This window comes from Streptococcus timonensis (assembly GCF_900095845.1).
Lineage (GTDB): Bacteria > Bacillota > Bacilli > Lactobacillales > Streptococcaceae > Streptococcus > Streptococcus timonensis.
The window spans coordinates 1,006,704-1,022,658 of record NZ_FMIX01000004.1 but is presented as its reverse complement, the minus strand read 5'-3'; the positions used below and the strand labels follow the sequence as shown (position 1 = coordinate 1,022,658).

9 protein-coding genes and 2 pseudogenes are annotated in these 15,955 nt (G+C 39.8%); 9 read left to right on the top strand and 2 right to left on the bottom strand.

The genetic code is table 11. The annotated features are described in order from the left end of the window. The first annotated feature begins 10 nt into the window (after nucleotides 1-10). From BQ2679_RS08800 to BQ2679_RS11275, 4 genes and pseudogenes are all read left to right on the top strand, one after another. A complete protein-coding gene (locus BQ2679_RS08800) occupies nucleotides 11-2,053 on the top strand; it encodes a G5 domain-containing protein (protein WP_075567819.1) in 2,043 nt (680 codons plus the stop codon). Between the two features lie 2 nt (nucleotides 2,054-2,055). Continuing rightward, nucleotides 2,056-6,015, top strand: a pseudogene (locus BQ2679_RS10520) (collagen-flanked surface repeat-containing protein); the annotation flags it as partial. A gap of 105 nt (nucleotides 6,016-6,120) precedes the next feature. Next, nucleotides 6,121-6,283, top strand: a pseudogene (locus tag BQ2679_RS11280) (collagen-flanked surface repeat-containing protein); the annotation flags it as partial. A gap of 194 nt (nucleotides 6,284-6,477) precedes the next feature. Continuing rightward, nucleotides 6,478-7,173, top strand: coding sequence for an LPXTG cell wall anchor domain-containing protein (locus BQ2679_RS11275; RefSeq protein WP_483153902.1), 696 nt, complete (start codon nucleotides 6,478-6,480; stop codon nucleotides 7,171-7,173). A gap of 142 nt (nucleotides 7,174-7,315) precedes the next feature. Here BQ2679_RS11275 and BQ2679_RS08770 read toward each other — a convergent pair whose 3' ends face one another. Both BQ2679_RS08770 and gor read right to left on the bottom strand, forming a co-directional pair. After that, complete coding sequence (locus BQ2679_RS08770) at nucleotides 7,316-7,855, bottom strand: biotin transporter BioY (protein WP_075567818.1); 540 nt, start codon at nucleotides 7,853-7,855, stop codon at nucleotides 7,316-7,318. Between the two features lie 144 nt (nucleotides 7,856-7,999). Further along, a complete protein-coding gene (gene gor, locus BQ2679_RS08765; RefSeq protein ID WP_075567817.1) occupies nucleotides 8,000-9,346 on the bottom strand; it encodes a glutathione-disulfide reductase in 1,347 nt (448 codons plus the stop codon). Nucleotides 9,347-9,585: 239 nt separating this feature from the next. Here gor and BQ2679_RS08760 point away from each other — a divergent pair, with 239 nt between their 5' ends. The 5 genes from BQ2679_RS08760 (at nucleotide 9,586) to BQ2679_RS08740 (ending at nucleotide 15,879) form a co-directional block, all read left to right on the top strand. Then, nucleotides 9,586-10,773, top strand: a complete 1,188-nt coding sequence (locus tag BQ2679_RS08760) for an efflux RND transporter periplasmic adaptor subunit (protein WP_075567816.1) — start codon at nucleotides 9,586-9,588, stop codon at nucleotides 10,771-10,773. Then, nucleotides 10,757-11,458 carry an ABC transporter ATP-binding protein gene (locus BQ2679_RS08755; RefSeq protein WP_075567815.1) on the top strand — a complete coding sequence of 234 codons (702 nt, stop codon included), beginning with the start codon at nucleotides 10,757-10,759 and terminating at the stop codon, nucleotides 11,456-11,458. The genes BQ2679_RS08760 and BQ2679_RS08755 overlap by 17 nt, the downstream gene beginning before the upstream one ends. Nucleotide 11,459: 1 nt before the next feature. After that, on the top strand, nucleotides 11,460-12,719 hold the full coding sequence (locus BQ2679_RS08750) for an ABC transporter permease (RefSeq protein WP_075567814.1): 1,260 nt from the start codon (nucleotides 11,460-11,462) through the stop codon (nucleotides 12,717-12,719). 133 nt (nucleotides 12,720-12,852) lie between these two features. Continuing rightward, a complete protein-coding gene (gene metG, locus BQ2679_RS08745) occupies nucleotides 12,853-14,850 on the top strand; it encodes a methionine--tRNA ligase (protein ID WP_075568083.1) in 1,998 nt (665 codons plus the stop codon). Nucleotides 14,851-14,952: 102 nt separating this feature from the next. Beyond that, on the top strand, nucleotides 14,953-15,879 hold the full coding sequence (locus BQ2679_RS08740; protein ID WP_075567813.1) for an aldo/keto reductase: 927 nt from the start codon (nucleotides 14,953-14,955) through the stop codon (nucleotides 15,877-15,879). Nucleotides 15,880-15,955 lie beyond the last annotated feature (76 nt).

Below are 15,955 nucleotides of genomic sequence, written 5' to 3'. Positions count from 1 at the left end.
GGAGTATATAATGGCAATTAATGAGAGAAAAAATCAATTCTCAATTCGTAAATTTTCTTTTGGTGCTGCCTCTGTTGTAATTGGAATCTCTGCTTTAGGCTTAGTAAACCAAACTGTCCAAGCAGAAGAATCTTCAACTATCATGGGAACTGAGGTGCTGGAAAATGAAAATAAAGTCAAAGTAATGTTGGACTTTTTTGAAAATCCTACACCAGCTATCAATCAGGTAAATGAACAAATTGCTGAAATTAAAGAGGAAAAAGAAGTTGTTCGTAATCCAAACGACTATTCCCAAGATAGTTTCCAAAATTATACTGAAGCAGTAAAAGTAGCAGAAGCTGCTATTCCAGCAGCTGAGCAAGCTGTTGAAAAAGCTGAAGAAATTCAAGGGAAATCTGAAAGTTTACGAAAAGAAATGGAGACTGTTTTGCCTCCAGAAGTTCGTAAAGATATTAACTATAACGTAGTTACCCAAGAACAAAAACGTGCGATGAACGATCGGTTTAAAGAGATGTATTCAGAAGTTAATTACCGTACTACATATATCTCTGCAACAACAGCGCTCAGTGACTCAAATACTAATCTAAAATCGGCAGTTAAAGCTTTGGTTGAATCAACTGCGAAGGAATTAGCTAATGATGGAACTTTTGAAGATAAAGTACCAGAAACTTCAAAAATTAAGGTTAAGAGTTTTGAAAGTTTGACTTCAGATGATCAAAGTAAAATTTCAACTTTAATTAAAGATCATTTTAATTTATCAGCTTTCTCACCATCATTCTCATACGATAATTCCAATGCTATTGTCACATACGAGGATAAATCAATTACACGTCTCTCGTTGACTGAGGTTGCAATTGCTGAATCTAGTTCAACCCCTACCCCAACTCCAACACCAACAGTTAAGAAAGCTCTTCTTGAATCAGCAATTTCAAGGGCAACAGAGGCTCTTGCGCCAGCTGATACAACGAATAAAACTGAAGATAGTGTTAAGGTTTATGAAAATGCTCTTGTTCTCTTAGCAAATGAGAAAACAAAGGCTGAGGTTGTTATTTCCGACTCTAAATCAGATCAACCTAAGGTCGATCAAGCAGTTAAAGATTTGACTGCTGCAATTACTGCAGTCGAGTCAGCAAAATCTAAGCTTATAGAGAAACCAGTGGAGAAACCAAAACCGATTGTTGTTGAAAAAGATGAGACCAAAGTAGAAGTTCAAGCATATAAGACTATTCGTCGTGATAATGCAGAACTTGACAAAGGAACTGAAAAGATTGTTCAAGAAGGCAAAGATGGTAGTATCACTACGGTTGAACACGTTGTATTAGTTGATGGTGTGGAAACTGAACGTAAAGTTGTTTCAACTAATAAAATTGATGCAGTTGATCAAATTATTGAAGTAGGAACAAAAGAAGTAGTCACTCCAACCAAACCAGTAGATCCAGTAAAACCAGTAGATCCAGTAAAACCGGTAGATCCAGTAAAACCGGTAGATCCAGTAAAACCGGTAGATCCAGTAAAACCGATAGATCCAGCTAAACCGGTAGATCCAGCTAAACCGGTAGATCCAGTAAAACCGGTAGATCCAGCTAAACCGGTAGATCCAGTAAAACCGGTAGATCCAGTAAAACCGGTAGATCCAGTAAAACCAGTAGATCCAGTAAAACCAGTAGATCCAGTAAAACCGGTAGATCCAGCTAAACCGGTAGATCCAGCTAAACCGGTAGATCCAGTAAAACCGGTAGATCCAGCTAAACCGGTAGATCCAGTAAAACCGGTAGATCCAGTAGATCTAGTAAAATCGGTAGATCCAGTAAAACTGGAAGATCCAGTAAAACCGGTAGATCCAGTAAAACTGGAAGATCCAGTAAAACCGGTAGATCCAGCAAAACCGGCTGATAAAACTATTAATAATTTGGAAGTGTCTGAAAAAGTACAATTACCAAAGACTGGCACTGAATCAAATATTTACTCAGCTCTAGGAATTTCACTTATGGCTGTTACAGTTCTTGGTTTATTCTTAAGAGAAAAAAATATGATAAGAAATAAAAAGAGGTAATTATGAAATTTGAAAAACGACAGCGATTTGCTATTCGTAAATTTAGTGTAGGAGTAGCTTCGGTGCTTGTTGGGCAGTTTTTCGTCGGTTCGATGATTAATGCACCTCAAGTAAATGCGAGCGAATTAAAAAGTGAAAAGGGGGTAGAGGCTAATAAGGTAGTTGAAGAAGAACCTACTAAGGAAGTAACCTCTGAGGAAATTAGTGTTCCAGAACCATATCGTGCTCCTGCGACTCTTGTAGAACCTACGACAGAAAATGATGCGACTGTAGTTTCAACCACTGAGTCAACTACTGAAGTAACTGTAAAAGAAACGGAAAAAACAACAGCTGTGATAGCTCCATCAACTACACCGGTAGTTGAAGAAAAACCAGAACTTAAACTTGAAGAAAAGGATACTTCATCAACTGATAGTAAAGTAACTGAAGCCAAAGTAGCAGAAGTACAGGAAAAAGCAACAGAAACTAAAGCAACAGAAGCTAAACCTGAAATGGATGATGAACTTCAACCTCTTAAGGAACAATTGAACAATAGCATCATAGAAGCAAAAGCTATTAGTCATGAGGCTGAAAAATACGAATCAGAGCTTGACAACAGTGAAGCAAAAAAAGTTCTCTCTGAAGCATTAGAAATTTCAAAAAATGAATTAGCTACCTTAGAAAGTCTTGCTGAAAAGGGACAACTGACCAAAACTGAACTTAAGTCTAACATAGAGCGACTTCAATCTGCCATCGAGTCTGTTTACACAGAAATGAAACGTGCCGGTCACTCAGGTTTTGTATCTTACATGCTTGCAGGAGCTACTGGAGATGAAAATACGAGACCATATATGACTATTGAAAACTACAGTGGTTATACAAAAGTTCGTAACAATGGTATTACTACAAAGTTAGTTTACAAGATGGGTCTTACCCGTATTACTTCAGACGAAGTTGATCTTACTCCTGATGCAAAAGCGCTTGGTCTTACCTATGATAAAGCTGGTGAGTATGTTACAGGTGATGTGATTCTTGATGGTCGCCATGCTGGTCGTAAGTATGAAATCGGTCTTGTTTCTAAAACAGATCCAAGTGTCAAAGCAACTATGATGCTAGAGATTGTTAATCCAAATTCATTCGGTCTCTCAACTATTGGTGATGCTAATACGAAATACGGTATTTATCCAGGTTCGAAACATGCTTCTGCCGGAAAAGGTGTTGAAGATCTTGATATGAATCCTAATCGAACTGGTGATTTAGGGGAGAACTATACAGGAGTCATAAATTACACTATTCCGACGACACCATTTGGATACTACATCCCGCAAATTCGTGGTAGAACCGAGCCGACAACTGTAGCAGATGCAAAACCAGATAGTACAAGATATTTCTCAGAATTGGGACTTTATCTTGCTGATTCTGGTTCATTCAAAGATTTCCCAGATTCTCCAGTAACTATCAAAAAATTTGAACGTTTAGATTCAACTCCAGAAGTAGAGTATGAATTGGTTACTATTTCTGATTTAAAAGGAACACACTTTGAGACATGGGATGTTCACGATGGTCACTTCACACCGTATCGTGTACGTTTTACAAAGCTTCCAGCTCAACAAGGTACGTTTGACGTTAAGTTCAAAGTAACAGATAGTGTTGGACAAGTTCGTACATTTAATCTAAAAATGACGACTGAAGAGCGTTCTCAGTCTAATCGTGAAGCAGATCCAATGGATGGTTATGCACTAACTAATGCTGATGTTATGTTTAAGCCAAATACTGAGACTGCAACATTGAATAAAGAGGGTATCGTTTCTGTTCCTCGTTCTGACGCTGCACAGACAATTGGTAAACTTGAGTTAAACAAGGTTAATGCTACCATTAAACCGGTTCGTTTCCCTGATGGTACAGAGTATGACGAAGCAACTCAAACTATCAGAAAGAAGGCTGGGGCCAAACTTGCACCAGGTAAGTATAACTTTGAAGTCCGCGCTATCGATGGACACTTTGGTGACAATGCGCCAAACCGTATCTTCCAATTTGAAGTAACAGACTTTATCAATCCTATCGACCACCAAGTATGGAAAGAAGGCGAACGCTTCACTGGAATTCCAGTAACCCTTGACGGAGGATCAACCATTGCTAATATTCGCGTGACAACAGATAGTGGGGATACTTATGCCTCACTCTCAGGAGACTCAATTACTAAAACAGTTGAAGGTTATGGGGTCCTAAAAACAACTAAGAATCAAACCGCACGGGTAGAAGTTGACTATTACAATGCTGATGGTGGACTCTCTACAACATTTACAACCTTTACTTTTGAAGTTCAACCGCGTGATGGAGTTGGACTGGATCTGGATGTTACCAACCATGAACAAACCATCAAAGAAGGTGAAAAGTTCAAGGATATGGTGATCACTCATACTGACGGTGCTACACTAACAGTTGATACTGCCGCCCTTCCTAAAGGAACTCGCTTTGCGAAGTCAACAAAGACAATATCAGGTAAAGGTCTTATTGAAGGAACATACAATATCAAAGTTAAAGCTGAGAAAGATGGACAAGTAGTTCAAAAATATGTAACTCTTACTGTCCTTCCTGGTGAACTTGTAGCAGAGAACTTTGAACGCGAAGTAACTGTTGGTGATACGATTGATCCTATCGAAATTGATCCGCATCCAAAGGCTACCTTCTCAGCTGATACATATCGTTGGAATGAACTTGGACTTACTTATGATGATGCTACGAAGACTATTTCAGGTACAACCAATGAAGTTGGTGAAAGAACATATACTTATAAACTAACTCGTGGTGACCAAGAAGCTACTGGTACTATCAAGATTAAGGTTAAGGAAAAACCAATCGAGGTTAAGGGTGGAGAAACTGAAGTTCAAGTACTTTCTCCTATGAACCCTATTAAAGTTGAGGCTTCTGACGGTGCTACAATTAGTGTTGAGACTACTAACTACAATGCGGCTCCAGATCCTGCTACTGGTCAGTATCCAAGCTATCTCCCAGATGGAGTTACTTATGATGAGTCAACTCATACCTTCTCAGGAACTCCTACCAAAGTTGGTGTTTACCGTATCCCAGTTAGAGCTCAATATGATAACTACCGTAACAATCCATCTGCAAATGCTGAAGTCGTAATCACAGTTACTGGTTCTCCAGTTTCTATCGACATCTCTAATAAAGAGCAAACTGTAACAGTTGGTGATGCTATCACTCCTGCAGTAGTAACTCACAATAATCTTTCTAAAGTTACTATGAAGACTCCTTACGGACTTGTCGAAGAAGCTGATATCAATGATGTTATTTCTGAATATGGCCTAACATATGATACTGCTACTAAGACTTTATCTGGAACTCCAACAAAGGCTGGTTCTTTCACAATTCGTATGCAAGCAACGAATCCAACAGAAATTGGTGGAGCTTCAGCTGTTGATACATTTACTCTTAATGTAAATCCTAAAGCTGAAAAAGATCTTGATCTTACAGTATCTGGTGGCCGTCAACTTATTACACTTGGTAAATCTATCGCTGATATCACTTTAACACATACAACTGGCTCTGAACTTACGCTTGATGAAGCTAGTCTTCCTGATGGTGTAACATATAATGCTGCTACTAAGGTAATTTCTGGTACTCCGACTGCAGTAGGTAGCTATACTGCTAAAGCTACAGCTACTCTCGATGGCAAGTCTGTATCAAAAGATGTTATTATCGATGTTGTAGAAATCCGAGATGGAGTTGATGGTAAAGATGGTAAAGATGGTAAATCACCTACAGTAACAGTTAAAGATAACGGCGATGGCACTCATACAGTTAAAGTTGTAGACCCAAATGGTGTATCAACTGAGACCATTATTAGAAATGGGGAAGATGGCAAGACGCCGAGCGTATCTGTAAAAGATAACGAAGACGGTACTCATACAGTTAAAGTTGTGAATCCAGATGGTGCAACAACTGAAACTATCATCAAAGATGGCAAGAATCCGGCTGTTAAAACTGAACGTGGTCAAGATACAGAAGGTAATACTGGTACCTGGGTAATTACTTTAGATCCTACTGGTACTGAAACTGGTCGTACCTTTATTAAGGATGCTAAAGACGGTAAAGATGGAGTTGATGGTAAATCCCCAACAGTAACTATTAAAGACAACGGTGATGGCACTCATACAGTTAAGATTGTAAATCCTAATGGTGAGATTACTGAAACAGTCATTAAAGATGGTAAGAGTCCATCAGTTAAAACTGAACGTGGTCAAGATACAGAAGGTAATACTGGTACCTGGGTAATCACTCATGATCCAGATGGTAATGAAACTAGTCGTACTTTTGTCAAAGACGGAAAAGATGGTAAAGATGGCAAAGACGGTAAAGACGGTAAATCCCCAAGTATTACATCTGAACCAGGTCAAGACGATGAAGGTCATACAGGAGTTTGGGTGATTGTACGTGATACTGAAGGAAATATCACAAGTCGTAACTTCATTCGTGATGGTATTGATGGTAAAACACCAAAAGTTCGTACTGAACCAGGCAAAGATGGGGCTGGTTATACAGGAGTTTGGATAATTACTGAAGATGGTGACAGTAAAGAAACTAGTCGTACCTTCGTTCGTGACGGAAAAGATGGTAAAACTCCAAGTATCATTACTGAGCCAGGTAAAAATAAGGAAGGTCAGTCAGGTTATTGGATTATTATCAAGGATGGAAATGGTAAAGAGATAAGCCGAGTCTTTATACGTGATTGTGGATGTCCTAAGAAAGTCGATCCAAAACCACAACCGGATCCAAAACCACAACCGGATCCAAAACCACAACCGGATCCAAAACCACAACCGGATCCAAAACCACAACCGGATCCAAAACCACAACCGGATCCAAAACCGCAACCGGATCCAAAACCGCAACCGGATCCAAAACCACAACCGGATCCAAAACCACAACCGGATCCAAAACTTCCACCTCAAGCAATCGAAGATAAAGTTATTCCAATCAATAAATTTAAGAATAACGAACCTCAGAAAGAATTACCTAACACTGGTACAGAGGAACTTCCATTCTTATCACTTGCTGCATTTATTGGACTAGCATCGGCTGGATTTGCATTGTCTCAAAAGAAAAGAGAGGAAGACTAATCATACTGTCTATGTTAACAAAAGTCAGATAGATTTGAATAGTTGAAAAGAGAGAACATTTGTTCTCTCTTTTATGTTGTTATATAGGGGGGAATACATTTAAAAATGTATAGAAGAGTGGGAAGTAAATCCCGGCCTTTTTTTATTTGCTTGAAAAATAGGGTTGAGTACGGAGACGTTGAAGTAGTGGTCGACTGATAAAGCTAATTGCTACAATTTTAGCAAGATCAGGGATGATAAATGGAATGACACCGACAGCGAGTGCCTTATCAAAAGGCATCCCAGCTAGGAAGTGGAGACTGAGAATACCACCTACAAAGACAAGAGAATCACCCAAGAGATTCGCAAAGAAAATACGTAAGACGCCACTATTTGTGTGAATGAGATAGGAAGCAAGTCCAGCATAGACAAGGTCGAACCAAAGATAACCAGCACTTGGGCCTACCAAAACATGAAAACCAGCTCCTCCACTAGCGAAAACAGGAAGACCAATGGCGCCAAGTAATAGATATAGTCCAACAGAGAGGACAGCTTCTCTAGGTCTAAAAACAGTAGCTATCAGTCCAATAGCAAAGTTCTGCAGAGTGAAAGGAACGGGACCAATGGGAATACTAATCTGGGCTAATACTGCAATAAGTGCAGCTCCTATAGCAGGAATGGCATAGATATGTGCTTTTTTCAAAATAGTTAACCTCTTTTTTTATTTATAGTAACTATTATATAATCTTGTCAGATTAAGTCAACCGTTAATTTAGAAAAAGTTAACTCTTTTTGTGACGGCCGATTGAAATCAATAAAAAAGACCTAAATGGTCTCTTTTAATTGATTAACGCATAGTAACAAATTCTTCTGAACCTGTTGGATGGATAGCGACAGTAGCATCAAAGTCTGATTTTGTAGCTCCCATCTTGATAGCAACTGCGAAACCTTGAATCATTTCGTCAACTCCGTAGCCGATTCCATGAAGGCCAACTACCTTTTCGTCTGCACCAGCTGTAACGAGTTTAAAACGAGCTTCTTGGCGGTGACTAGTAACTGCAGAATACATAGAAGCGAATTTTGAAGTATAAACTTTGACGTTTTCTTGTCCATATTGCTTAATAGCTTCTTCCTCGGTCAGACCAACAGTTCCAATAGCAGGGTGTGAGAATACAACGGTAGGGATATTTGAATAGTCCATTTTAGCATTGGTCTTACCGTTGAAAAGTCTTTCTGAGAGTGTACGACCAGCCTTAATAGCGACAGGAGTCAGCTCTTTTTCACCAGTTACATCTCCAAGAGCGTAGATTCCATCAACGACCGTATTTTGGTATTCATCAACTTGGATAAAGCCGCGTTCATTGAGGGTGACACCAACTTTTTCGAGTTGAAGTCCTTCAACATTTGGACGGCGACCAGTTGCCCAGATAACTTGACTGGCAGTATGAGTGCTACCATCTTCGAAATGAATGGTAATACCTTGTTCAGTTTCTTCAAGTTTAGCAGGAACCTTATGTGTGTGGAGGTTTAGTCCTGTATTTTCCATTTCTTGAACTAGACTCTCAACGATATAGCTATCAAATCCACGTAGTGGACGTTCACGACGGACAAATAAATCTGTCTGAACACCAAGTGTATGGAGTACACCAGCTAATTCGACAGCAATGTAACCAGCACCCAGAATAGCTACTGATTCAGGCAACTCTTCCCAGGCGAAGACATCATCTGAGCTACCACCTAGTTCAGCACCAGGAATAGAAGGGATATGAGGATGAGCTCCAGTCGCAATCACAATATGCTTAGCGTGGATCAACTCACCATTAACTCTGACAGTATGAGCATCAACGAACTCGGCACGTCCTTCAATCAAATAAACTCCGTTACGCTTGAAGCTTCCATCATAAGATGAACGAGCACGGTCAATATAGGCTTCACGATTCTTACGAAGAGTTGCATAATCAAATTCGTTGTCAGTGATTGTGAAACCATAGTCAGGTCCATATTTGTGGATACTCTCTGCAATTTGAGCTCCATACCACATGATTTTTTTAGGGACACAGCCGAGGTTGACACAAGTTCCGCCTAATTTCTTTTCCTCAATAACTGCCGCCTTAGCACCATGTTCACCAGCACGATTCATGGTAGCAATTCCCCCGCTACCTCCTCCGATGGCAATAATATCATATTCTCTCATAAGAAAGCTCCTTTAGTTGTTTTCTAGTCATATTCTATCCTTTTTTGGAAGTCAATGCAAAAATCTGCTACGTTTAAATTTCTTAAGAAAATGCTTGCAAAAATAAAAAAGAAGTTGTATTATATAACTAACACAACAATAAAAGATTTGGCGATTGTTTTTGGATATTTAGAAAGCAATTGTCCATTTTTAGGACTTGTGCTATAATTTTAATATATGTTTATAAAAGAGGTATTGAAATGAAAAAGAAGTCAAAATCTAAAAAATGGCCTTTATATACAGCTATTGGCGTTGCGACAGCCCTTGTACTAGGAGCAGGAGCTATCCTACTGTTCAGACAACCGGGTGAGACAGTAGCTAGTGACGAACCAAGTCATATTGTCATTGCAAAAGAAGGGACAGTTGCATCATCAGTTCTCTTATCTGGTAGTGTAACTGCTCAAAATGAGCAATATGTTTATTTTGATGGCAGCAAGGGTGAACTAGATGAGGTCTTGGTTTCGGTTGGAGATCAGGTTAGTGAAGGGCAAGCTTTAGTAAAGTATAGTAGTTCTGAAGCGCAAGCTGCTTATGATGCTGCTACTCGTGCCATTGCTAAGGCTGACCGTCATATCAATGAATTATACCAAGCGCGCAATAGTGCAGAGGCAACGCCAGTTATTCCTCAAGCAGGACTCGAAGGTAGTGTAGATGGAGCCCAAGCTCAAACTTCTGGTTCATCAGTTTCTTCTATTGATTCACAAATTAGTGATGCTCGTGATACTCGTGCAGATGCAGTAGCTCAACAAGAAAAAGCATTAGCTCAGTTGAATGCAACGACGGTATTAAGCACAGTTGAAGGAACGGTCGTTGAGGTAAACAGAAATGTTTCAAAATCTCCAACTGGAAATAGTCAAGTTCTGGTTCATATTGTAAGTAATGATAATTTACAGGTTAAAGGAGAACTATCTGAGTATAATCTTGCTAACCTTTCAGTCGGTCAAGAAGTTACATTTACTACTAAGGTTTATCCTGATAAGACATGGACTGGTAAGATTTCTTATATCTCAAACTATCCAAAAAACAACAGTGAATCAAATTCAAGTCTAAGTGGTTCTAATTCAGGATCTAAATATCCTTTCACTATTGATGTTACAAGTGAAGTTGGAGATTTGAAACAAGGATTTACTGTGAGCATTGAAGTTAAGAATAGTAGCAAGGCCTTGATTGTTCCAATTACTAGTGTGGTCATGGAAGAAGAAAAGAACTTTGTATGGATTCTTGACGAGAATAAGAAAGTTAAAAAAGTTGAAGTTGGATTGGGAAATGCGGACGCAGAAAACCAAGAAATCACATCTGGTTTGACAGATGGAGCAAAAGTCATCAGTAATCCGACAGCTTCCTTAGAAGAAGGAAAAGAGGTGAAGACTGATGAAACAGCTAATTAGCCTCAAAAATATTTGCCGTAGCTATCGAAATGGAGATCAAGAATTACAGGTTCTGAAGAATATTAATTTAGAAGTTCATGAAGGTGAATTCGTAGCAATCATGGGACCGTCTGGTTCTGGTAAGTCTACTCTCATGAATATTATTGGAATGTTGGATACCCCTACAAGCGGTGAGTACTACTTAGAAGAAAAAGAAGTCGCTGGTTTGGGTGAAAAACAGTTAGCTAAAGTTCGAAATCAAGAGATTGGATTTGTTTTTCAACAGTTCTTTCTCTTATCAAAGATGGATGCATTGCAAAATGTGGAATTGCCTTTGATTTATGCGGGGGTTCCTGCTTCAAAACGGCGTAAACTAGCTAAGGAATATCTAGAAAAAGTAGAATTAACTGACAGAAGCCATCACTTACCATCGGAATTATCAGGTGGTCAGAAGCAGAGAGTAGCCATAGCGCGTGCGTTGGTCAATAATCCTTCTATCATCTTGGCAGATGAACCAACTGGAGCTCTTGATACTAAAACTGGAAATCAAATCATGCAACTCTTAGTTGAATTAAACAAAGAAGGAAAAACCATCATTATGGTAACGCATGAGCCTGAAATTGCTGCCTACGCCAAAAGACAAATTGTCATTCGTGACGGTATCATTTCGTCTGATAGTGTCCAAGTAGAAAAGGAGGAAAACTAAGATGCAGAATCTTAAATTTGCCTTTTCATCCATTATGGCACACAAGATGCGTTCTTTCTTGACCATGATTGGAATTATTATCGGTGTTTCCTCTGTTGTAGTTATCATGGCTTTGGGAGATTCCATGTCTCGTCAGGTCAATAAAAACATGACCAAGTCTCAGAAAGACATTCATGTCTTTTTCTCACCTACAAAGAGTAAGGACGGTTCCTTTACCCAGAAGCAATCTGCTCTAACTCTGTCTGGTAAAGAGGAAGATGTTATTGTTGAACCACCAAAACCTCAAGAATCCTGGGTTAAGGAAGCTGCTAAGCTCAAGGGAGTGGATAGTTACTATGTGACCAACTCAGCCAATGTGACCTTGACCTATAAGGATAAAAAGGTGGAACACGCTAACATGACGGGTGGGAATGTCACTTATATGGATGCGGTCGAAAATGAAGTCATTGCAGGTCGAAGTCTTAGAGCACAAGATTATAAGGATTTTGCAAACGTGATCATTTTAGATGAAGGCCTTGCTAATAGCCTTTTTGGTTCTGCACAGGAAGCACTCAATCAGATTGTTGAAGTAAATGAAATCAGTTACCGTGTTATTGGTGTTTATGCAAGTAAAGAAGCCAAGGCTGTAAAAGCCTTTGGAGTCGGAGGACTACCAATTACGACCAATATTTCCTTGGCAGCTAATTTTAACACAGACGAGATTTCAAATATTGTCTTCCGTGTTAACGATACGAGCCTGACTCAGACTTTAGGTCCAGAATTGGCAAGAAGAATGACGGAGATTGCAGGTCTCCAACAAGGGGAGTATCAGATAGCAGATGCAACGGAAGCCTTCAACGAAGTGCAACAAATGTTCGGCTTCATAACAACGATTATTAGTGCTATTGCAGGAATTTCCCTCTTTGTTGGTGGTACTGGTGTTATGAACATTATGCTTGTTTCTGTGACAGAGCGTACCCGTGAGATTGGTTTACGGAAAGCACTAGGAGCAACTCGGGGTAATATCCTAGTTCAGTTCTTGATTGAATCCATGATTTTAACCTTATTAGGTGGTTTCATTGGTCTTGTACTTGCTGCAGGAATGACCATGCTTGCAGGGGTTCTTCTTCAAAACTTGATTGCAGGAATTGAAGTTGGAGTATCCATCCCAATAGCTCTCTTTAGTTTAGCGGTCTCAGCAGGTATCGGTATGATATTCGGTGTTTTACCAGCCAACAAAGCTTCTAAGCTCGATCCAATCGAAGCTCTTCGCTATGAATAATTTAAAAGATAAAAAACGAGATAGACATTTGTCTGTCTTGTTTTTGTATGGATTTCTCTATCGAAAATCACTAAAAATGTGGTATAATGAAGTGTTAGAAAAACAGGTTTCATTAGCCTGGAAAGGAAATATTATGTCTGAAAAGAATTTTTATATTACAACACCGATTTACTATCCATCTGGTAAACTTCATATCGGTTCTGCCTACACAACTATCGCATGTGATGTCCTAGCACGTTACAAACGCCTGATGGGCTACGATGTCTTTTATCTGACTGGTCTTGATGAGCATGGTCAAAAGATTCAACAAAAAGCAGAAGAAGCTGGCATCACACCTCAAGCTTATGTCGACGGTATGGCGGTTGGAGTCAAAGAACTCTGGAAATTACTCGATATCTCATATGATAAATTTATCCGTACCACAGATGATTACCATGAAAAAGTAGTAGCACAAGTTTTTGAACGCTTGCTTGCTCAAGATGACATCTACCTAGGTGAATACTCTGGTTGGTATTCAGTATCAGATGAAGAATTCTTTACAGAAAGCCAGCTTGCAGAAGTTTTCCGTGATGAAGCTGGAAATGTGACAGGTGGTATCGCTCCATCAGGTCACGAGGTTGAATGGGTTTCAGAAGAATCTTACTTCCTTCGCCTCAGCAAATACCAAGACCGCTTGGTCGAATTTTTCAAATCACATCCTGACTTCATCACTCCAGATGGTCGCCTTAATGAAATGTTGCGTAACTTTATTGAGCCAGGTTTGGAAGACTTAGCCGTTTCTCGTACAACCTTTACCTGGGGTGTACCTGTCCCATCAAATCCGAAACACGTTGTCTATGTATGGATCGATGCCCTTCTTAACTATGCGACTGCTCTTGGTTATGGTCAGGATGAACATGGCAACTTTGACAAGTTCTGGAATGGAACAGTCTTCCATATGGTTGGAAAAGACATCCTTCGTTTCCACTCGATTTACTGGCCAATCCTTCTTATGATGTTGAATGTTAAATTACCTGACCGCTTGATTGCCCATGGTTGGTTTGTCATGAAAGATGGCAAGATGTCCAAGTCTAAAGGGAATGTCGTTTACCCTGAAATGTTGGTAGAGCGCTATGGCCTCGATCCACTTCGTTACTACCTCATGCGTAGCCTTCCAGTTGGTTCAGACGGAACCTTCACTCCAGAGGACTATGTAGGCCGTATCAACTATGAATTAGCGAATGACCTCGGAAACCTCCTCAACCGTACGGTTTCAATGATTAACAAGTACTTTGATGGTCAAATCCCTGCCTATGTAGAAGGTGTAACAGACTTTGACAATGAACTTGCTCAAGTGGCAGAACAATCAATCGCTGACTACAATACCTACATGGAAGCAGTTGACTATCCACGTGCACTTGAAGCAGTCTGGACTCTTATCTCACGTACCAATAAATACATCGATGAGACAGCTCCATGGGTACTGGCTAAGGACGAAGCGCACCGTGACCAATTGGCAAGTGTGATGAGCCACTTGGCAGCTAGCCTTCGTGTCGTAGCTCACTTGATTAAGCCATTTATGATGGAAACCAGTCGTGCAGTCTTGACACAACTTGGTCTAGCAGAAGTTTCTAGCCTTGAGAACTTGAGCTTGGCTGATTTTCCTGCAGGTGTAACAGTAGTTGCCAAAGGAACTCCAATCTTCCCACGTCTCGATATGGAAGAAGAAATCGCTTATATCAAGGAACAAATGGAAGGCGACAAGCCAGCCGTCGAAAAAGAATGGAATCCAGATGAAGTCGAACTCAAACTAAACAAGGAAGAAATCAAGTTTGAAGACTTCGATAAGGTTGAAATCCGTGTCGCTGAAGTTAAGGAAGTGTCTAAAGTGGAAGGTTCTGATAAGTTGCTTCAATTCCGCTTGGATGCTGGAGATGGTGAAGATCGTCAAATCCTTTCTGGTATTGCAAAATATTATCCAAACGAACAAGAATTGGTCGGCAAGAAAGTACAAATCGTTGCCAACCTTAAACCACGTAAAATGATGAAAAAATATGTCAGCCAAGGGATGATCCTCTCAGCTGAACATGATGGCAAATTAACCCTTCTAACAGTTGATCCAGCTGTACCAAATGGAAGTGTGATTGGTTAAGATTAAAAAGAACCAGTTTGAACTGGTTCTTTTCTTATGTTAGGCATCAGTTGATAAAAGTGTCATTCTATTTTATAATGAATGAAAACGGAGGAAATTGCCATGAAATACATTCCATTTGGTCAAGAGAAAAGAGAATTGTCCGAAATCGTTCTCGGCATGATGCGAATCAGTGACAAGTCGGTTAAAGACGTTGAGGAGTTGGTTGAAATAGCCCTATCTGTAGGAATCAATGCCTTTGACTTGGCAGATATCTATGGTGGTGGACGTTGCGAAGAATTACTAGGTCAAGTGTTAAAGCATCGTCCTGACCTTCGTGAAAAGATGTGGATCCAGTCCAAGTGTGGCATTCGCATAGAAGAATTTACCTATTTTGATTTTTCAAAAGATTATATTTTAGAATCAGTTGATGGGATTCTACAAAGATTGCAGGTTGATTATCTAGATAGCTTGCTTCTCCATCGCCCAGATGCCTTAATGGAAGCTGACCAAGTGGCTCAAGCCTTTGATATTCTACACAAATCAGGTAAAGTTCGAGACTTCGGTGTGTCCAATCAAAATCCTATGATGATGGAATTGCTGAAGAAAGAGGTCAAACAACCTTTATCTATCAATCAATTACAACTAAGCGCAGCTTTCATGCCAGGATTTGAATCAGGTTTCCATGTCAATATGGAAGGTGACAAGGCAGCTTTGCGTGATGGTAGCGTCTTTGAATACTGCAAATTAAACGACATGGTTATTCAGGCCTGGTCAGTCTTGCAGTTTGGATATTTCAAAGGGAATTTTGTCGGCAATGAGAAGTTCCAACAACTAAACCAAGTCCTAAATCGACTAGCCTTAAAATACGGTGTAAGCCCATCAGCTATTGCTATCGCTTGGGTGTTACGATACCCAGCTAAGATGCAGGCAGTAGTAGGAACAACTAACCCTAAACATTTGATAGAAGCAAGCCAAGCAAGTCATGTCAACCTGACTCGAAAAGAATGGTATGAAATTTACCTAGCAGCAGGGAATGATTTGCCATAGAAACTAAAGAAATGTTTTATTAAGAGCGAGGTGATACCTCGCTCTTTTTATATTTATTTAAGAATTTATATAATTG

Coding starts and splice junctions, on each gene's coding strand:
- metG (WP_075568083.1), top strand. CDS start 12,853: ATGTCTGAAAAGAATTTTTATATTACAACACCGATTTACTATCCATCT.
- BQ2679_RS08750 (WP_075567814.1), top strand. CDS start 11,460: ATGCAGAATCTTAAATTTGCCTTTTCATCCATTATGGCACACAAGATG.
- gor (WP_075567817.1), bottom strand. CDS start 9,346: ATGAGAGAATATGATATTATTGCCATCGGAGGAGGTAGCGGGGGAATT.
- BQ2679_RS08760 (WP_075567816.1), top strand. CDS start 9,586: ATGAAAAAGAAGTCAAAATCTAAAAAATGGCCTTTATATACAGCTATT.
- BQ2679_RS08800 (WP_075567819.1), top strand. CDS start 11: ATGGCAATTAATGAGAGAAAAAATCAATTCTCAATTCGTAAATTTTCT.
- BQ2679_RS08755 (WP_075567815.1), top strand. CDS start 10,757: ATGAAACAGCTAATTAGCCTCAAAAATATTTGCCGTAGCTATCGAAAT.
- BQ2679_RS08740 (WP_075567813.1), top strand. CDS start 14,953: ATGAAATACATTCCATTTGGTCAAGAGAAAAGAGAATTGTCCGAAATC.